Below are 20,746 nucleotides of genomic sequence, written 5' to 3'. Positions count from 1 at the left end.
AAGCTATGAACACTTTAAAGCGAAAATTTTATTAAATAATTTATCTAAGAAAATTGGGATTCATTTAGGATAATCGGGGTGCCGTGTAATATCACTTCACCCCAACATTTGACATAGAACCCATTTTTTAGACTTTAAATAGTATTATTTAAACTCCAGTTCACCATCATAAGCCATCATACCACCTTCAAGATTGATGACTTCAAAGCCTTGTGATTCAAGATATTCGCAAGCGCTTGCACTGCGAGCGCCAGCTTTGCAAACCATAATATATTCCTTTGATTTATCTAGTTCAGCTGCACGTTCGGGAATTGAACCTAACGGGATATGAACTGCTCCAGGAATCATGCCTTCTTCAACTTCAAAATCTTCACGTACATCAATAATATTTAAATCTTCATTCGCGTCCAATAGGTTAATTAACTCATCCGTTGTCATTGTTTTCATGAACAGACCTCCAAATTTTCCATTTACTATGCCATTATAGTAAATAAGTAAAAAATCGGCTAGTATATTAACTTCGCCGATTTAAATATTAATTATTGTCTTCGCCGTCTGAACCGAGTTGCACTGTTTTTGATGGTACAAAAGTTGAAATTGCGTGTTTATAAATTAAGTGTTGTTTCCCTTCTGACTCCAACAATACAGTAAAATTATCATACGACTTTACTAACCCTTTTAGTTGAAAACCGTTTAGTAAAAACACAGTGACAAATGTATTGTTTTTACGAAGATTGTTAAGAAATGTATCCTGTAAATTGATTGATTTCATGCCGTACACCTCGTCTATTTATTCTATTAGTACGTATTCGGCAAGTGGAAATTAATTCCCTTCTTTAATATTAAAAATTTTAGAAAACTTTTTAATTTCATCCCAATCGTTTCCAACCCACTTAACATCCATTTTGTTTCGAAAGTAGGTCAATTGTCGCTTCGCATATCTTCTTGAATTCTGTTTTAATTGTTCAATAGCTTCTTCAAGAGTGATTAAACCATCAAAATATGCGTATAGCTCCTTATATCCAATTGCTTGAACAGACTGCACATTGCGAATTTTTTTATCCCACAAACTTTTCACTTCATCAAGCAGGTCATTTTCCATCATTAAATCTACTCGTAAATTAATGCGTTCGTATAACTTTTCTCGATCCATGTCCAAACCGATAATCAAATGGTGATACAGTGGAATATTTCCTCGGTTATACTCCTCAGCTGCTTTTGACACACCATGTAATTCAATCATTTCAAGTGCTCGAATAACACGACGAGTATTATTCGGGTGAATTGAATTTGCAATTTCCGGGTCAAGCATTGCTAATTTTTTATGCATTGCCTCTGGTCCAATAGTAGCCAACTCATCATAATATTTTTTCCGAGCTTCTAGTTCTACTTCCTCTTTTGTAAACTGGAAGTCATATAATGCGGCCTGTACATATAGCCCTGTTCCCCCAACGATGATGGGCAGCTTCCCTCTACTTTGAATTTCACTAATTTTCTTTCTTACCAATACCTGATATTCAGCAACTGAAAAGCTTTCTGTTGGATCTTTAAAGCTAAGTAGATGATGTGGAATACCTTCCATTTCTTCTTCCGTTATTTTTGCAGTTCCAATATCGAGGCCTTTATAGATTTGCATCGAATCCCCATTAATAATTTCACCATTAAATTCCTTTGCCATTCGAATGCTTAATGCTGTTTTTCCTGAGGCTGTTGGCCCAACAATAGCTACAACCTCAATACGTTTCTTTTCTATCATTTACTCAACCACCGCGATACGACATGAAACACATGCTCTTTATTTTTTTCTCTTAATATTTCGTGGCGCATTCCTTCAAAAAGGTACACGACAACATTGTTTAATCCAGCTCTTTTCAATTGGTTTGCAACTTTATAAACACCAACACCTTTATTTCCTACCGGATCTTCACTTCCACTTATTAATAGTACAGCCAAATCTTTTCGAATGTTTGCAATTTCATTCCTTCGATTAATCAATAATAATCCTTCTGTTAAATCTACAAAAAATTGATTTGTCGGTACAAACCCACAAAATGGGTCGTTAATATAAGTGTGTACTTCATCTTCATTAGTACATAGCCAATCAAATGCCGTCTTTACATTTGCAAATTGTTTGTTAAAGCTTCCGAAGCTCAACTCATTCATTAGATAACTTTTCACTGTCTTCCCCTGAACAAGTGAAAGAGTTTTGGCCAGTATATTTCCCAAGCTATGAAGAACTGTTGTTGCACCAGTTCCACACAAAATGCATTTATCAATTTCTTGACTATAAAGTTGTATAAATCTCCGTGCTAAAAAGGAACCCATACTATGACCGAATAATATCGTTTCACGCACTTCATGTTCCATCTGAAAATATTGAATTAATTCATAAACATCTTGAACAACACGATGAAAGCCATTGTTGTCTGTAAAGTATCCTTGTCTTCCATTCATTTCTGCAGTTTTTCCATGACCACGGTGATCATGTATCGTAACGAAATACCCAAGCTCACAAAGTGCATCGGCAAACGCGTCATAACGACCACCATGCTCGGCCATTCCATGTAAAATATAGAAATGCCCAATAGCTGTTTCTTTCGGTTCATATAGTCGAACAAAAATCTGATGTCCATCACTCATTTGCAAAAACCTAGAAAGTTTTGCCAAAGCACTCACACCTTACATTGTTTGATTTTTTGCTTCATCAATAAATTGATCTAACTGCATTTGATAAAAGACCTTTTCACTTTCAGAATAGCCGATAATATTGCTCATTAAATCGATTACTGTTATTTTATATCGTTCAACTAAACCTATATTAAAATAAAGATAGCCAGTTCGGCGAATAAAGAAATCACTAGGGGTGATCGTCATCTCATGATAAATTGAATATAATAGCTGTGCGTATAACGCTATTGGCAGACTTACGCTATTATCGATAACTGATCTAGCAAATTGAAATACTTCATCGACATTTGTCCCGTATCTTTCAACTAGCTGCTTCGCTTCATGATTCGGAATCCCTAGCATTTCGCCTTCTTTTGCTTTATTTACAATATAATCTTTAAAATTGAGCGAATTCAAACCCCTTGCACCTGACAATGCCAATTCTTTCGTAATACATTCTGAAGCATGTTTAAACCGATGTTTCTTCACAATTTTATCAACAATCGTTTGTGCCATTTGGCGATAGCCGGTTAATTTCCCTCCTGCAATTGTTATTAATCCGCTAGGAGCAGTCCAAATTTCATCCTTGCGAGAAATTTCAGATGGATCCTTACCCTCTTCAGAAATTAGTGGCCGTACACCTGCCCAAGTTGATTCGATATCACTGGATGTAATATGAACCTTAGGGAAAATATACTGAATTGCATCTAATAAATAGTTTATGTCTTCTTTTGTTGCAACAGGCTGAATCGGATCATCATTATAAAAAGTGTCCGTTGTTCCAACATACGTTTTTCCATCACGAGGTATTGCAAAAACCATACGGCCATCTTTTGTATCAAAATAAACAGCTTGCTGAAGCGGGAATTTTGATTGATCAATGACAATATGAATTCCTTTAGTAAGTCGAATATGTTTGTTATGATGAATTTTATCCATTTTTCGCACTTCATCAACCCAAGGACCCGCAGCATTAACAATTTGGTGTGCATGTATAGTAATTTGTTCACCCGAGATTTCATCACGAACATTTGCTGCTACTATTTTTGCACCCTTATATTCAAAGCCAGTAACTCTCGCATAGTTCAAACAAACAGCCTTGTATTCCACTGCTTTCTTTAATACTTCTATCGTTAATCTTGCATCGTCTGTTTTATATTCCACGTAGTACCCTGCACCAAGCAGCCCTTCTTCTTTCAATAAAGGAACCTTTTGAAGAGTTTCTTTTGCAGAAAGCATTTTTCTCCGTTCATTTTTTTGTACTTGAGCAAGCCGATCGTAAACTGTTAAAGCAGCTTTCGTTGTTAGTTTTCCTAAAGTTCCCTCTTTATACAAAGGAAGGAGCATCCATTCAGGTTTTGTTACATGAACTGCATTTTCATAGACAATTTGACGCTCCCTGCCAACTTCTGCAACTAATCCAACTTCAAATTGCTTTAAATAACGAAGCCCTCCGTGAACTAATTTAGTGGAACGGCTTGAAGTACCAGCAGCAAAATCTTGCATGTCAACAAGCGCAACTGAAAGACCACGAGAAGCAGCATCAAGAGCGATGCCAGCTCCCGTAATCCCTCCACCAATAACAAGAACATCAAATGAATAACTATTGCAGATATTTAATAGTTTGGAACGATCTTTAAATGAAAACATCGAGTATATCTCCTTCTGCTATCGAATTATTGGATGTTACATGACACGTTTAAACATTTTCTCAACTTCATATGTTGAAAAGTGAATCATAACAGGTCTTCCGTGCGGACAAGTAAATGGATTGTCAGCTTTTCGCAAATCTTCTAGTAATGCGATCATTTGTTCCTTTGTTAGAAAGTAATTTGCTTTAATTGATTTTTTACAGCTCATCATAATTGCGGCTTCTTCTCTTAACTTTTTCACATCGGTTTTTCGAGTTTTCAGAACTTGTTCAATTAGCTCTTCAATAATTTCCTGTTCAAAACCTTTCGGGAACCATGTTGGATGCTCCCGAACTACAAAAGAAGATTGGCCAAAGTCCTCTAAAAAAACTCCAACTTCTTCAAGTGCACTAAGGTTCTCTTTTAATATCAATGCCTCATCAGCTGAATAATGGAAGGTTAACGGCAACAAAAGAGATTGTCGTTCATTTGCATTGACTTCTCCAACTTTGTCGCGGAAATATTCATATTTAATTCTTTCTTGTGCAGCATGCTGGTCGATTAAATAAAATCCATCCTCCATTTGCGCAACGATATACGTACCATGAATTTGACCGACAATTTCAAGCTGTGGGAATGGTTCTTTTTCTTCCTTTTGTACAGTTGCTCCCAATTCCTGTTTATTATCCTCAAGAATGGTTGAAGTCATTTCATTTTTCTCATCATGCGGCAATGTTATGTCTGTTTCATTCCATTGTTCCAAAAACTCAGAAGTAATGTCCTCACTGAGCACATCTTTTGGATTGGTTGCTGTTTCAACTTCCTTTGAGGTTTCTTTTACAACCGACTGCTGAGCATTTAATTTTTCCACAATTTGATTCATTTTTGTTTCATCAAAGGTAGGAGTTGGTTTCCAAAAATTTATTTGCTCACTCGGAACACGTACTGGCTTCTCTTTCTTTTCTGCCAACGGAACATGAATAGCAGAGCGAATCGCTTGGCGAACTGCATCTTCAATAAGTGGCAACAGCTCTTGCTCTTTACTTAATCTTATTTGGAGCTTTGCTGGATGAACGTTTACATCCGTCAAATAAGGATCTCCCTCAATATAAAGCACAACAATTGGGAAACGTTCGATTGGCAAATACGTATGATATGCATCAACAATCGCTTTTTGAACTAAGTAATGCTTGACCCACCTTCCATTTACAAATAAAGACATATAATTTTTTGAAGCTCGTGTTACTTCAGGTAGGCTGGCAAATCCGTGTACTTTATAGTCTTTAGATTCAGCATTAAAAGAAATCATTTTTCTTGCATTTTGAACTCCGTAGATTGCTGCGATGACTTGCTGCACATTCCCTCGACCATTTGTTTGGAGAAGTGTTTGCCCATTATGTACAAGTTTAAACGCAATTTCTGGATAACCCAATGCTAGACGATTCATATAATCAATTGAATGACCGAGTTCTGTTTGAATTGTTTTTAAATATTTTAATCTCGCAGGGGTGTTGAAAAATAGTTGCGAAACTGTAATATCAGTTCCTCTTCGAAAAGAAGTTGGTTTCTTAGAAACAATATGCCCTCCTTCAAGCCGAAGCTCCATCCCACTGCTTTCTCCATCAGAAGTTTTTAATGTAACCTTTGATACAGATGCAATGGATGCCAATGCCTCACCTCTAAATCCGAGAGTTCTTATGCGAAACAAATCCTGCTCCTTTGAGATTTTGGATGTAGCATGGCGGGAGAATGACTTTAATGCATCTTCTTCATCCATCCCACTACCATTGTCTGTTACTTGGATGGAGGTTAATCCTGCTTCTTCGAGAAAAACTTCAATTGATGTACTGCCTGCATCAATGGCATTTTCAACAAGTTCTTTTACGACAGAGGAAGGTCGTTCCACCACTTCACCTGCTGCAATTTTATTTGATAACCATTCATCCATAATTTGAATTTTTCCCATTTGGAAGAACCTCCTTTGCGTTCTGTTTGATTGGTTTATTGGGGATTTTATCCGTTAATTTTGGAGTTTTATCCACCATTTTTCTAATTTTATCCGCCAAGCTTTATTTCTTGTTTAACAATAGTTGTTGCAGCTCATACAGTACATTAATTGCTTGAATTGGAGATGTGCCCATGATATTCATTTTTTCAAGTCGTTCTAATACTTCACACTCAGCCTGTGAAACTTTTTCTGTAGCAGAAAGTTGTGCTTCCTTACGTTTCTCTATCTCTTCAAATAATGATAATTGAAGTGCATCTTCTTTTACCTCTTTAGTAGTTTGACAATCCTTTGATTCGAATTGTTCTAGCAAAACTCTTGCACGTTCAATAATTGCTTCAGGCATTTCTGCAAGTTGAGCTACATGAACACCGTAGCTCTTATCAGCTGCACCTTGTTTCACTTTGTGTAAAAAGACTACTTTGCCGTCCTGTTCCGTTGCGCTAACATGAACATTTTGAAGGCGCTGTAATTGTTGTTCAAGTGCTGTTAGCTCGTGATAATGTGTTGAAAATAATGTGTTTGCACCAATCTTATCATGAATATATTCCATCATTGCTTGAGCTAACGCCATTCCGTCATAAGTTGAAGTACCTCGGCCGATCTCATCAAACAATAAAAGACTTTTGTCTGTTGCGTTCATAATTGCATTTTGCGATTCAAGCATTTCTACCATAAATGTTGATTGACCTGCAACCAAGTCATCTGCCGCACCTATCCGTGTGAAAATTTGGTCAGTTATTGGAAGTTCTGCTTCATCAGCTGGAACATAACAGCCCATTTGTGCAAGCACGACAATTAAAGCAACTTGTCTCATAAATGTACTTTTACCTGACATATTAGGCCCAGTAATTAACATCATATTTTTTTCATCGGTTAGTATACAGTCGTTTGGAACATACATTTGTTTATTTAACATTTTTTCTACAACAGGGTGGCGTCCTCCTACGATTTTTAACGCCCTTCCATCATGAAATGTTGGTTTCACAAAACGATATTTTTCCGATACGACAGCAAAGCTAATATAAACATCAAGTTCACTAATTTCAGATGCAAGCTCTTGTACACGGGGGATATATTGCTTTAATTGTTCACGAAGCTCGACAAACAAATCATATTCAAGTGCCAAACTTTGTTCTTCTGCATTTAAAATAACCGCTTCTTTTTCCTTTAACTCTTCGGTAATATAGCGCTCGGCATTTGCTAATGTTTGTTTTCGTTCATAACGAGTTAAATCCGCATTGGCAATATTGGATTTTGTAATTTCAATATAGTAACCAAATATCCGATTGTAACCGATTTTCAAGTTTTTTATGCCTGTAATTTCACGTTCCTTCTGCTCTAATTGGGCAATCCAATCCTTGCCGTTGCGCGCCGCAAATCGCAATTCGTCAAGTTTATCATCATAGCCTTCACGAATAACATCCCCCTCTTTAATTGCTACTGGAGGATGATCAGTTATCGCTTTCGATAAGAGCTGCTCGATATCCGTACATTCATCCAGTTTTTCACCGAGCTTCACCAAAGTTGCTTTATTGCTGCTGATTAATTGTTCTTTAATCGATGGTACTTGGCGCAGTGATTCACGTAGCTGTGCTAAATCACGCCCTCCTACATTGCCAAATGCAACTCGTCCAGCTAAACGTTCTAAATCATACACTTTTCTAAGAAGCTCTCTTAATTCGTCTCTAATGAAAAATTCATCTAGAATGTCTGTCACAATTGAGAGGCGCTCTTCTATTGCACTCTTATCAGCAAGAGGTTGATGCATCCATTGCTTTAATTTTCGCCCACCCATTGCTGTAACAGTTTCATCTAACAACCAAAGAAGAGTCCCTTTTTGATCACCACCGCGAATTGACTGAAGCAGCTCTAGATTTCGTTTTGAGTTCGTATCAATTCGTAAAAGCTTTTTTGTTTCTGTATATGTAAATGGTTGAATATGAGTAAGTGAGCGCATTTGAGTGCGTTCAACATATTTTAATAAACATTTAGCAGCTCCTTGCAGCGATTTCGGCAAATTGCTTACATACTGTATTGAATTTTCGTCAGTCCCCTCTTCATTTTCAAGAGAAAGAACTATCCCTAAATTGGCTGCTTGTTCAGCTAATAAAACTTGAAGATACTCTGTCACAACGAGCTCACGAATATTAAATGCCATCAATTGCTGCAACAAGGATTTAGTCCCACCTTCAACTAACAAGGTGTTAGTTTCACCTGTTGAAACATCTAAATAGGCTAATGCAAAGCTATTTTCGGATAATTGTTCGGCAGCAGCAATATAATGATTTGATTTCCCGTCAATCGTTTTTCCCTCTGTTAAAGTTCCTGGCGTAATAAGCTGAATTACTTCTCTCTTCACAACGCCTTTTGCCTGCTTAGGATCTTCTGTCTGTTCACAAATTGCTACTTTATAACCTTTTGAAACAAGTGTCTCAATATAACCTTGGGCTGAATGATGGGGTACTCCACACATCGGAACACGCTCCGTGCTCCCAGCATCACGGCTAGTTAATGTAATTTCTAAAATTTGTGATGCGGATATGGCATCATCAAAAAACAATTCATAAAAGTCGCCTAATCTGAAAAACAGAAAGGCATCTTTGTACTCTGATTTAATTAATAAATATTGTTGCATCATTGGTGTATATGTCGTCATTTTATTCCCTCACATGTATTACTAGTTATCTTTTATTATAACAAAAATCTATTAATTAACGAGGAATCCTACTTAGAAAAGCGCAAGGCTCCGTTTTGCCCCTCTATTTAGAAAGCGCCACATTATGTGGTATTGTCGTACTTGAACATCTATGTGCGTTGTTGAAAGTCAATATCGATAAAATATCGATAAATTTTTTTCCAGCTTTTTGACCGGGGCAGATCACAGCATAGAAAGGCCAGATAGCATGTGCAAAATGCAATAAATTTTATTTATATAATAGAAAAGATTACTCTTCTAACTTATACTTTCCTATCCACAAATTAAAGAAGAGCGCCTACTTCACTACTTCTTTTTAGTAGATGGCGCTCTCAACTTTATTAATGATATGATGACGATTCGTCGCTTATATTGTCATATTTGCTTGAACTTGATGAAGAACTAGAGCTTGAGCTTGAACTTGAACTCGAGCTTGAACTTGAGCTAGAAGAAGATGAACTTTCTTCTTTTTCTTCTTCAAATGTCCATTCTTCTTCATATTCTATTGGATGAACCGATACAACTACTTTTGTTTCTCCTACTACTTCTACTAAGAATTCGCGTTCAATAACAACTTTGAAGCAGTCCCCATTCGATGTAATTACTGCCTCTATACAATTTGGCTGTTGTAATACACGTACATGACAATCATTTGAATCAATAACATCGTCATCACGGTAATGAAGTTTTATACGATCTTTGTATTGAACCGTCTCAGTGTGTACTGCAGTTTTTGAGTGATTATTATACGCGTACCACACGTTCACATCGAACTTACCTGAAACCTCTACATATTTGCCTACTTTCTTCGCATTATAGTGATGATTAATTACCCAGCAACCTAAAATGCTCGTTGGAACATTGGACGGGCGTATAACTTCACTACTTTCAACTCGTTTTTTACCCTTCGCGACAATCGCTTTTGTCACTATTTGACGCAAACGTTTCAACGTACTTTCCTCCTTTACATTTTCGAACTATAGTATGCGGCACATGCCTAATTGGTGAAATGTCATGGATAAATTTCTCTTAAATTTTTGAAGAAAAGGTATTTTAACTATAGATAATAGAATTGTTATTTATTTTTTTTTTGATTTTTATTGGTTTTGACAACTTATAGTATTAAAGATGGGCGAATAGTGTTCCCATGGAAATAAAAAAACTGCCTCAAAGTTTTATAAAAACTAATGAGACAGTTTTAATGTTAATTTATGAACAGCTTCCAGGTTGAGAATTCCGTATTTTTGAACCTGTTTCGCCACGTAAAAGGTCGCCGCCTGTTGATTCAATAATTTCAGTTGTCACAGTATTGGCAATAGCATTTGAAACAAGCTGCAATAAATTGTTTACATCCATTTGAGATTGTTTAAATTGTTGCACGATTGGTAGTGTATCGATCTCTTCTTCAACTTTTGCAATCTTTTCTTCAATTAATTTTAAAGCTTTTTCTTTTCCAAGATGTTGGAAATTTACAGCTTGTTTTTGCAATGTTTTAAGGCTAGCAATTTTTTCACGAACAAATTGATTTTCATTAATTTGCGCTTCTGCTTTTTTGAAAAATTCAACTTCTTCTGTATTAGCGATCATATGTGCAATTTCTTTAGATTTTGCAACGATTTCATCTTTTGTATAAAGCTTTGTTGTCATTATACTTCCACCCCATGTCGATTGACGACTTCTACAAACTCACCACGTAGAGAGTAAGATTTCGCCTCGAGTATTTTTACTTTCACAATCTTTCCAATTAATTCCTTAGGACCTTTAAAGTTCACTAATTTATTTCTTCTAGTATATCCAGCTAAAACATCATCACGTTTTTTACTGCTTCCTTCAACTAATACTTCAACCTCTTGACCTTCATATTTTTTCAATGCAGCAGATGAAAATTCTTCAACTACTGCATTTAAACGTTGAAGACGCTCTTTTTTAACTTCTAGTGGAACATTATCATTCATTTTTGCAGCAGGCGTTCCTTCACGAGGAGAATAAATATACGTGAATGCTGTTTCGAATCCAACTTCACGATATAAGTCAATTGTTTCCTGGAATTGTTCCTCTGTTTCATTAGGATAACCTACAATAATATCAGTTGTTAAAGCAACATTAGGAATTGCTTCTTTGATTTTACGTACTAAATCTAGGAAGTGCTCGCGAGTATATTTACGGGCCATAATCTTTAAAATTTTATTTGACCCAGATTGAACCGGCAAATGAATATGTTCCACTAGATTGCCGCCTTTAGCTAATACTTCGATTAAATGATCATCAAAGTCGCGAGGGTGGCTTGTTGTAAAACGAATTCTTGGGATATCGATTTTACGTAACTCGTCCATTAAATCACCTAGACGATACTCAATATCAGTAAAGTCTTTTCCGTAAGCATTTACGTTTTGACCAAGAAGCATAATTTCTTGATATCCTTGAGCAGCCAGTTCACGTACTTCCTGGATAATTTCATCTGGTCGACGACTGCGTTCCTTACCTCGTGTATAAGGAACTATACAATACGTGCAGAATTTATCGCAACCATACATAATATTTACCCAAGCTTTAATGGCACCATTACGTTGTTTCGGAAGGTTTTCAATTACGTCTCCTTCTTTTGACCAAACTTCGATGACCATTTCTTTGGACATATATGCTTCCTTTAGAATATGTGGCAAACGGTGAATATTGTGTGTACCAAATACCATATCTACATGTTGGTATGTTGTTAAAATTTTATTTACAACCGACTCTTCTTGTGACATACAGCCACAAACGCCGATTAACATTTCAGGATTTTGACGCTTATATTTTACTAGGAAGCCGAGCTCTCCAAATACTTTATTTTCAGCGTTTTCGCGGATTGCACAAGTATTTAACAGCACAACATCAGCTTTATCAATTTGATCTGTTGGTTCATAACCTAGCTGCATAAAAATACCAGCCATTACTTCTGAATCATGTTCATTCATTTGGCATCCGTACGTACGAATATAAAACTTGCGACCTACTCCCATACCTTTGAATTGTTCATCTATGGCGAAGTCTTTATGGTACTTTACTTCTTCTTTCCCACGTTTTTTCGCTTCTTTTAATGAAGGAGCAGTAACTACTCGTTCAAAATAACTGCTATAATCTTTTTCTGGTTTTGGTTGTTTTACTTGTTGACTAGCCAGTCGTTGTTCCTCATTCATTGAATCTAGAAACTCCTTTCAAGATTGGTTTCGCACATTCGAATCCCATTTTATTATTATAACGAATGATAGGTAGAAAGAACAATATAGGGAATTGAAAAGTTATAGATATAATATGAACTTGTACTATTTTTCAACAAAATATATTGGGTTTACTTATCCGAAATATTTGTAATGAATAATTCATATTGTTTTGGGTCATTTTCTTTTAAAATTGTAAGGAATGTAAAACAAAACTGAACAACTGAAGACCACTTCATCTCATACTTCTGCTCAAATTGATGCTTTGGATATTTTAAAACATCTTTAAATATAGTTGATGGTTCAATTTTTCTTTCCCTCAAGTATCCGAGAAAGGCAAGAAAAAGTTTATGATCTTGTAGTACAAGGGACTTTTCTTCCACAAGCTTATTTATTTCTATCGGACTTTTTAAAGAATTCCCTTTTCTAAACACTTTTTCAAGTTGTTCACTCTGCTTGCTTTTTTTAATCGATATGAAATCAATAACGTTTTTCAAAATAGTCCCCTCATTTTATCATTTTTCATTAGTAGGTAATGTTAATGTATTATTTTGTCTAGAACTATTTACTTTTCCAATTTGGTTGTTCTACTCCCAGTTCATATTTTTCCACCAATCTCATTAAGTTTCAATTAATTGATTTCAAGATTTTCTATAAATAATTGTAAAACTGGGCGAAAACCCATTTTTGCGCACCCAATTTAAATAAATTACATATAACACATTATATCTGGTATGAAATTTATGGAGGGAGAGTTGAATGTCTCAACCAAATATTCCGAATATAAGCCCTGCAATTACCATTGATCGAGATGATGCTATTAATTTACTGCTTGCATCAATAGCTATGGAAGAATTAGGTTTAGCACATATCATTAATGCAGAAGGAGAAAAAATACAATATTCGCTGGGGTCAGCTCCTGGTCTATCCCCTAGAGCCTCTTTTGAAGATATTTTAAAAATAAATAATAGTGTTCAAGATACAATAACTACCACGATTAAAAAAGAACTATTGCTTGATATTAAATTAAAACAAATAATTCAGTTAATTTCAAATAGCTAATAGCGGTCGATCAAAATGTTGAAGTCAAGTAGTACGATGTTACTTATTGTGAAATCACTTGTAATATATAATACTTAACATCACGATAGAGTGAGTTCTACTAAACTTGTAGTACTCATTCTTTTTGTATCCTTCCAATTGATAACCCTTTTGCTACTCATTTTCTTTTAAATACATATTATTTCTTTCTTCATTAAACCTCCATATCTCCAGAAGTTAAAGGAAATTCTCCTAACCTTTAACAAGAATATTATATTTTCGGGGACCATAGATATTAATTATCTTTCTTCTATTCTAGAAAACCAACTATTTATATTACTTTTTACCGAATTTTTTATATTTATTATGAAAATCGGGCGAGTGTTTATACCTTTCTTTACCATTTGAATAATTTACTAAAGAACACGTTGCCGATCGGTTTATCGAGGATTCGATAGGAATTAGGCGAAACGAGTTCTTTTCTAAATTTAATAGAAAGGGGAAGTGAAATGTCTCAACCGAATTTGCCAAATATTACCCCAACAATCACCCTTAGTAGAAATTCTGTTATTAACCTATTGTTAGCATCGATTGCGATGGAAGAAATAGGTTTAGCACATATTCTTAATGCTGAGGGAGAAAAAATCCAGTATGCTTTGGGGACAATTCCTGGCTTAACACCTCCAGCCACATTAGATGACATCCTTGATGTGAATTCTAGTGTTCAAGATACACTTTCGATGGCTATAAAGAAGGAATTGTTACTGGACAATAGATTAAGACAAGTGGCTCAATTGACTGGTAATGGAGTAATTGGGCCAACTGGACCGACTGGACCTGCTGGGCCAACTGGACCTGCTGGGCCAACTGGACCTGCTGGACCGACTGGACCTGCTGGACCAACTGGACCTGCTGGACCGACTGGACCTGCTGGTGCGACTGGACCTGCTGGACCGACTGGACCTGCTGGTGCGACTGGACCTGCTGGGCCAACTGGACCTGCTGGACCGACTGGACCTGCTGGACCGACTGGACCTGCTGGTGCGACTGGACCTGCTGGACCGACTGGACCTGCTGGACCGACTGGACCTGCTGGACCGACTGGACCTGCTGGACCGACTGGACCTGCTGGACCGACTGGACCTGCTGGACCGACTGGACCGACTGGGCCGACTGGGCCGACTGGACCGATTGGACCTGCTGGTGCTACTGGACCTGCTGGACCGACTGGACCTGCTGGTGCGACTGGGCCGACTGGACCTGCTGGACCAACTGGTGCTACTGGGCCGACTGGACCTACTGGGCCGACTGGACCTGCTGGTGCTACTGGACCTGCTGGGCCGACTGGACCTGCTGGACCAACTGGTGCTACTGGACCGACTGGACCTGCTGGGCCGACTGGACCGACTGGACCTGCTGGTGCTACTGGGCCGACTGGACCGATTGGACCTGCTGGTGCTACTGGACCGACTGGACCTGCTGGACCAACTGGTGCTACTGGGCCGACTGGACCTGCTGGACCGACTGGTGCTACTGGACCTACTGGGCCGACTGGACCTGCTGGTGCTACTGGGCCGACTGGACCTGCTGGACCAACTGGTGCTACTGGGCCGACTGGACCTACTGGGCCTGCTGGACCGACTGGTGCTACTGGACCTACTGGACCTACTGGGCCTACTGGGCCGACTGGACCTGCTGGTGCTACTGGGCCGACTGGACCGATTGGACCTGCTGGTGCTACTGGGCCAACTGGACCTACTGGGCCGACTGGACCTACTGGACCGATTGGACCTGCTGGTGCTACTGGGCCGACTGGACCTACTGGGCCGACTGGACCTGCTGGTGCTACTGGGCCGACTGGACCTACTGGGCCGACTGGACCTGCTGGTGCTACTGGGCCGACTGGACCGATTGGACCTGCTGGTGCTACTGGGCCAACTGGACCTGCTGGTGCTACTGGGCCAACTGGACCTACTGGGCCGACTGGACCGACTGGTGCTACTGGACCTACTGGGCCGACTGGACCGACTGGACCGACTGGGCCGACTGGACCGACTGGACCGACTGGACCGACTGGACCGACTGGACCAACTGGGCCGACTGGGCCAACTGGACCTACTGGGCCGACTGGGCCTGCATTTGCTGAGGAAGGATTCTCTGCACAAGCAGCAGCCTTAAGTGATGTAACAGGGCCTACACAAATTGGCGGTTGGACAGTTGCACCACCGTATTATCCAGGAGAAAACTTTGACCCAGCGACGGGAACTTACACAATCCCTGAAACTGGAAGATATGCAATTTCAGCAACAATCAACTATACAACAACGGCTGCACTTACTGTAAGTTTAGGACCGGATGTTAATCCAGCATTTGTTGTTCGTAGAATTAATACTGCGGAGGACTTAATCACTGGATTATTCCCTGTATTAAATGTAAACGTCGCATTAATACTCACACTAAGGGCAATTCTCGGAAATGGTACTGTTACTCTAACAGGAGAAGTAGCATTGAATGCAGGAGATCAAATTGGCTTATTCTATGAATCTGATGGTTTAACAATCGGAATAGATATTGGTGGACCTGGTTCTGGAATTGTTTGGTCAGTACACCAAATTACAGATACAATTTAATTAAATAATTATAACAAGCTTTATAACACTCGCTGAAAGCTGGATGCATATAATGTATCCAGCTTTTTGTTACTCTTAATAACATATAATTTGAGGTTCCTCAATTAATAAAAACATTGAATTATTCTATAAAATTTAAAATCCAAATAGTTAAGTCATAAATTTCATATGAAACAAGCACGTAATCAACAACGCTTTAATAAATTATTAAAGGACCTATGTAGTCATTCACCTAATAATTCTAAAACTCATTTCATTCGATCCATTGTAATAGTCTGCACTAAACAGTACCTGGTGCATATCCTTATTGTTCATATGAAAAACTCTCTATCCATCTTCGTAGCAATCAGTAACGATTATAAAAACTTAAATACACTTTAAACCTTGTCATGCTATTGGTCCAGACTTTGCCAAATGATAAATAAATCAATTTAGGAGGAATCAAATGTCTTTACCGAATATCCCTAATATCACACCCAAAATTTCATTGGAACGATGTGATACGATAAACTTACTACTTTCTTCCATTGCTTTAGAAGAAATCGGTCTTTCTCATATTTTGAATGCTGAAGGTGAAAAACTTCAATATTTTTTAAAAACATGCCCAGAAAACTACCATGATTATTTAAAAATCAATAACAGCATAAATAATACACTACGTACCATTATTAAATCTCAACTATTGCTACAGCTTAAACTTGAAGATGTTGTAACACTTAATTTACTTTCGGGTTGTCATAACTGTTCTGAACATCATGATCATCCAACTAAATGTAGTTCTTGCTTCGGAAAATTAGAAAAAGATAAAAAACACTTATAACCTAGAGTAAAAATTTAACGAGGCATTCTTGAAAATTTATAAAAAGATTATTAGTTGAAAGGGGGAGATTAATTGCAGGAGAAATATACCTTTAAAAAAGAAACAGTTAAAGAAAGTGATATCAATTATATAAATTTTTTAGAGTCATTCGTACAATCAATTACTCATTATTTTGGTCAAAATTCTAATCAAAACGATTCTTTTACTGAAAATCAAATGACCCATTCCTTGTTTTTAATTGAAAAAATACATTTCTATCTTTTTTCTCGATATAAACTTTATAAGCAAATCGTTTCGTTTCCTGAAGAATTCCACCCATTTCATCATACTAAAACGGATACACTTTTTCAGTTATTAAAAGGTTTAGATAGATTGATGCATAAGTATCCTTTTTTAGATGAAGAAAATCAAATTCAATGCCAAAACAACTTGTCTCAAATTTTAAACTACTATTCTCATAATACAAACTCAATTAAAATTAAAATTACATCTCCACTTCCAAAGCCTTGGAAGCCAAGAGAACAATCAAACATTTTGAATAAGGAAGTGAAAGTCTAAATGACAGCTCCGACAATTTCATTATGTATGATTGTAAAAAATGAAGAGCAATTTATAGAGCAATGCTTAAAAAGCGTCAATGACTTTGTTCAAGAGATTATTATCGTTGATACAGGCTCAACGGACGAAACAATTAATATTTGCGAAAAATACAAGGCTTCCATCTATTCATTTAAATGGACGAATAATTTTGCAGATGCAAGAAATTTTGGTTTATCGAAAGCAAGCGGTGATTGGATTTTATGGCTTGATGCAGACGAAGAATTAGAAGCTGGCAATGAACAAATGATAATAGAAAGCATTAGTAAGACAAATGCTGCTATGCTGTTAATGCCAATTATCAATTATTATGGAGAGACATTTCCAGTTAAGAAGCAACAAGCCTATTTGTATTATCAACCACGTTTGTTTCGAAATCATATAGGGGTTAAATTTTACAATCAAATCCATGAAACCCCAATGCTTTCTAATAAAAACGAGGTCACAGAGTCAATTGAAAGCCTAAAAGCTCCAATCCATCATTACGGATATATAGAAGAAATTACAAAACAAAAAAATAAGTCTCAGCGCAATCTCCAAACCCTTCTCATAGAATACGAACAACCTAACCACAGTCCTTGGATTGAATATCATTTAGCAAGTGAATATTACCGAAAAAAGGAGTACAATACTGCTTTTCTTTATATAAATGAAGCGATTTTAGGTTTTCTTTACCAAGGTTTAAAACCACCAGCATTACTTTATCGTTTAAAATATGGGATGTTAATTGAAATGAATAGTTTTGACGGGGCTTGGCCTGCTATTGAAAAAGCAATTCTCCTTTATCCTGATTATGTCGATCTTCATTTTATGAAAGGTCTTATCCTATATCAAAAGGAACAGTACTCTGATGCACTAGCTTCCTTTGAAAAATGTCTTGAATTAGGTGAAGGTCATACAGAATACCTTATTCTTCGGGGTTCAGGGAGCTTTAAAGCTACAGAATATAAGCATTTATGTTTAAAAAAAATCAATTCAACAAAGAAGAACAACTAGTTTCTTTATTAAGGAAGTGACTGTTTGAAAAAGGTTCTTTATATTGGATGGATTGGCTATAAAAATTTAGGCGATGAATTAATGGCCGATATATTCAAGCAACAGTTTTCTATATTAGGAGAATCGTACAAGCTTGATTTTGTTAATATTGAACACAAATATTTAAAAAATGTCTCCCCTAATCAGTATGACCTCATTGTTTTAGGTGGCGGTTCCATACTAAGTGGAAATGGAAACTTAATCCATCCATATATCATTGAGTATTTGTATAATTGCTTAACAATAAATAAAAAAATAATGATTTGGGGATCTGGTATAGACTGGGCTCCAAAAGATTATATTGAACGATTAGAAAATAATGTGGAAATTCCAATATTAATTTCAAATAATTTTAGCGCTAAAATTAAACAGGTCTTTATGGAAAGTGTTTGGTCTGGTGTTAGAGGTCCGTTAACATTAAAAGTGTTAGAACAGTATGGGGTTAGAAAGGATGCTCATATAAGCGGAGATCCTGGATTTTTACTAAAACCTCAGGTAATTTCTAAAAATGAACAAATAAATAAATTACAATCTACTCTTCAACATAATGAAAAAATTATAGGTGTGAATTGGGGAACAAGCTTTAATAATATTTATGGGGAAGATGAAATCACTGTAGAAGATCAATTAGCAGTCAGCTTGAACCAGTTCATTGAAAATGGGTACTTTATTTATTTATTTTCTGTTTGGAGACAGGATTTCCCATCTATAGAACGTCTTTACTCAAAGCTTGATAATAAGTCTCAAGTGATTTTGGACCGAAATCTCTACAATGAGTATGAGTTGATGGACATCTTACAAAATTGCACCTTTACTATTAATTTTAAATTACATGCTAATTTTATTTCATTAGCAGCAAATGTTCCTTTTATTGCTTTTGGTTATCGCTTTAAAGTATTTGATTTTGTTAAGTCAATTAATCATGAAAAATACTTGGTCTCAACTGATGAACAAAATATAAGTGAACAAATTTCACAGTTGGAATCAGACATTATTAATAATAGAAGTACTATCCTTTCAAATTTGAACGTACATCAAACTAATTTTCGAAAGAAGATTATTGAACCTTTTAACAATGGGTTGTATATATAAAAAAATAAATAAAATAACTAGACGGGATTCTCCATTTTAGACTGTAGGCAAAATCAATAAACGCTGATTTTGTTTACAGTCTTTTTTATAATTAAGTAAGATTTACTCTACTAGTTTTGATAGCAATAAATATGAAAATTTACTGGAGAAGCAACAAAATATCACTAAAATTACTATTTATGAAAAAAAGTGTCCAGATAATACTGGACACTTTTTTTCAATTATTTATTTGCAAAATAACTATTAAAGAATTCTTCATTTTTTAGGACTGCAGGATCATGTGGTCGATATGCTTTTGCCTTGTTATTATATTCAACAGCAAGTTCCTTTTCACCAATATTCCAATAACAAACACATAACTGTAAATACGGATACCAAGTTGAATAGCTTTCCTGTCTAAATCCCATAATATTTTCTGTTGAAACATTAGTTGCTAAATGATACCAAATAATGGCCTTCTCATAAAGTTTTTGCTCTTTATATAAGTCGCCCATACGACAAGAAACTTCTGGTCTTGGTACATCGTATACAAGTGATTTTAAAAGTGCATCAATTTCTTTTTCTGCATCACCTAAACTTCGATAACATGCAGCTAAATTAATACAAGCTCGAATCTTATCCTCTACCCATCCTTTGTCCTCTGACAAAAATTTATTATAAAATTGAATTGCTTTTTCATATTGTCCATGATCCTTTAATTCATTACTATAATAAAATAAATCTCTTGGGGTAAATGTTTCCCCCTTCTCTAATCGTTTCTCATAAATTTTTAAATTCCGATCACTTTGTGGTCGATTGATTGATTTATCTTTTTTTCGGTGTGTAATGGCAACATCTGATGAAATTATATTTCCACCCACTTGCAAATATTCGTGAACTGCTCCATACCATTGAAAATTGCGCGCTCTTTTTACAAGTCGATTTCTTCTAAAACTAAATGTTGGATTATCATATTCATCAAAAGCTATATGATAAAGCATGGAAACTGCATCCACTTTATTTGCAAGAGAATCCTTTAATTGTTGAAACTTTACCTGATCCTCTTCTAGCAAAACATCATCTGCATCCATCCAAAAAATGTAATCCATCGTTGCTTTACTAAAGGCAAAATTTCTTGCTTTAGAAAAATCATCAACCCATTCAAAATCAAAAATCTTTTCTGTAAATTGACTTGCAATTTCCTTCGTTTTGTCTGTTGAGCCAGTATCGACAATTATAATTTCATCCACAAGATCGTTTACACTATTTAAGCATTGATGTAAAACTTCTTCCTCATTTTTCACTATCATACATAAACTAATTTTAACCATTCGTTCACCACCAAATATAT

Annotated in this window: 18 protein-coding genes; 6 read left to right on the top strand and 12 right to left on the bottom strand. The window is 36.4% G+C overall.

The window, feature by feature from the left end:
* Positions 1-144 precede the first annotated feature (144 nt).
* The 11 genes from EKG35_RS12560 to EKG35_RS12510 form a co-directional block, all read right to left on the bottom strand.
* Complete coding sequence (locus tag EKG35_RS12560; RefSeq protein WP_126294805.1) at positions 145-447, bottom strand: rhodanese-like domain-containing protein; 303 nt, start codon at positions 445-447, stop codon at positions 145-147.
* Between the two features lie 88 nt (positions 448-535).
* Positions 536-772 carry an RNA chaperone Hfq gene (gene hfq, locus EKG35_RS12555; protein WP_126294804.1) on the bottom strand — a complete coding sequence of 79 codons (237 nt, stop codon included), beginning with the start codon at positions 770-772 and terminating at the stop codon, positions 536-538.
* A 51-nt stretch (positions 773-823) separates the two neighbouring features.
* On the bottom strand, positions 824-1,756 hold the full coding sequence (gene miaA / locus EKG35_RS12550) for a tRNA (adenosine(37)-N6)-dimethylallyltransferase MiaA (RefSeq protein ID WP_126294803.1): 933 nt from the start codon (positions 1,754-1,756) through the stop codon (positions 824-826).
* A complete protein-coding gene (locus tag EKG35_RS12545) occupies positions 1,753-2,667 on the bottom strand; it encodes an alpha/beta fold hydrolase (RefSeq protein WP_246020342.1) in 915 nt (304 codons plus the stop codon). Before EKG35_RS12545 ends, miaA begins: the two co-directional genes overlap by 4 nt.
* Positions 2,668-2,679: 12 nt before the next feature.
* A complete protein-coding gene (locus EKG35_RS12540; protein ID WP_126294802.1) occupies positions 2,680-4,317 on the bottom strand; it encodes a glycerol-3-phosphate dehydrogenase/oxidase in 1,638 nt (545 codons plus the stop codon).
* Positions 4,318-4,353: 36 nt separating this feature from the next.
* Complete coding sequence (mutL, locus tag EKG35_RS12535) at positions 4,354-6,264, bottom strand: DNA mismatch repair endonuclease MutL (RefSeq protein WP_126294801.1); 1,911 nt, start codon at positions 6,262-6,264, stop codon at positions 4,354-4,356.
* Positions 6,265-6,367: 103 nt separating this feature from the next.
* On the bottom strand, positions 6,368-8,962 hold the full coding sequence (gene mutS, locus EKG35_RS12530; RefSeq protein WP_126294800.1) for a DNA mismatch repair protein MutS: 2,595 nt from the start codon (positions 8,960-8,962) through the stop codon (positions 6,368-6,370).
* A 380-nt stretch (positions 8,963-9,342) separates the two neighbouring features.
* The gene (gene cotE / locus EKG35_RS12525) at positions 9,343-9,951 is read right to left on the bottom strand and encodes an outer spore coat protein CotE (protein ID WP_126294799.1); all 609 of its coding nucleotides are present in this window, start codon (positions 9,949-9,951) and stop codon (positions 9,343-9,345) included.
* A gap of 259 nt (positions 9,952-10,210) precedes the next feature.
* On the bottom strand, positions 10,211-10,648 hold the full coding sequence (locus tag EKG35_RS12520; protein ID WP_126294798.1) for a YlbF/YmcA family competence regulator: 438 nt from the start codon (positions 10,646-10,648) through the stop codon (positions 10,211-10,213).
* A complete protein-coding gene (miaB, locus tag EKG35_RS12515; RefSeq protein ID WP_126294797.1) occupies positions 10,648-12,180 on the bottom strand; it encodes a tRNA (N6-isopentenyl adenosine(37)-C2)-methylthiotransferase MiaB in 1,533 nt (510 codons plus the stop codon). The genes EKG35_RS12520 and miaB overlap by 1 nt, the downstream gene beginning before the upstream one ends.
* 152 nt (positions 12,181-12,332) lie before the next feature.
* Complete coding sequence (locus EKG35_RS12510; protein WP_126294796.1) at positions 12,333-12,698, bottom strand: hypothetical protein; 366 nt, start codon at positions 12,696-12,698, stop codon at positions 12,333-12,335.
* Between the two features lie 262 nt (positions 12,699-12,960).
* Between EKG35_RS12510 and EKG35_RS12505 the strand changes: the two genes are divergently transcribed.
* From EKG35_RS12505 to EKG35_RS12480, 6 genes are all read left to right on the top strand, one after another.
* Complete coding sequence (locus EKG35_RS12505) at positions 12,961-13,263, top strand: alpha-helical endospore appendage domain-containing protein (protein WP_126294795.1); 303 nt, start codon at positions 12,961-12,963, stop codon at positions 13,261-13,263.
* 488 nt (positions 13,264-13,751) lie between these two features.
* Positions 13,752-15,872 carry an alpha-helical endospore appendage domain-containing protein gene (locus EKG35_RS12500; protein WP_126294794.1) on the top strand — a complete coding sequence of 707 codons (2,121 nt, stop codon included), beginning with the start codon at positions 13,752-13,754 and terminating at the stop codon, positions 15,870-15,872.
* Between the two features lie 445 nt (positions 15,873-16,317).
* Positions 16,318-16,692 (top strand): alpha-helical endospore appendage domain-containing protein, encoded by a 375-nt coding sequence (locus EKG35_RS12495; protein WP_246020340.1) that lies wholly within the window; start codon positions 16,318-16,320, stop codon positions 16,690-16,692.
* Between the two features lie 72 nt (positions 16,693-16,764).
* Positions 16,765-17,250, top strand: a complete 486-nt coding sequence (locus EKG35_RS12490; protein WP_126294793.1) for a hypothetical protein — start codon at positions 16,765-16,767, stop codon at positions 17,248-17,250.
* On the top strand, positions 17,251-18,285 hold the full coding sequence (locus EKG35_RS12485; protein WP_126294792.1) for a glycosyltransferase family 2 protein: 1,035 nt from the start codon (positions 17,251-17,253) through the stop codon (positions 18,283-18,285).
* Positions 18,286-18,309: 24 nt separating this feature from the next.
* Entirely contained in the window at positions 18,310-19,416 is a 1,107-nt protein-coding gene (locus EKG35_RS12480; protein ID WP_126294791.1) for a polysaccharide pyruvyl transferase family protein, read from the top strand.
* Positions 19,417-19,637: 221 nt separating this feature from the next.
* Here the strand turns inward: EKG35_RS12480 and EKG35_RS12475 are convergent, their stop codons facing one another.
* The gene (locus tag EKG35_RS12475) at positions 19,638-20,726 is read right to left on the bottom strand and encodes a glycosyltransferase (protein WP_126294807.1); all 1,089 of its coding nucleotides are present in this window, start codon (positions 20,724-20,726) and stop codon (positions 19,638-19,640) included.
* Positions 20,727-20,746: the final 20 nt, after the last annotated feature.

It is taken from the genome of Lysinibacillus telephonicus, from assembly GCF_003966145.1.
Classification (GTDB): Bacteria; Bacillota; Bacilli; order Bacillales_A; family Planococcaceae; genus Ureibacillus; species Ureibacillus telephonicus.
Note: the sequence above shows the minus strand (reverse complement) of the source record. Positions and strands in the feature narration are given on the sequence as shown.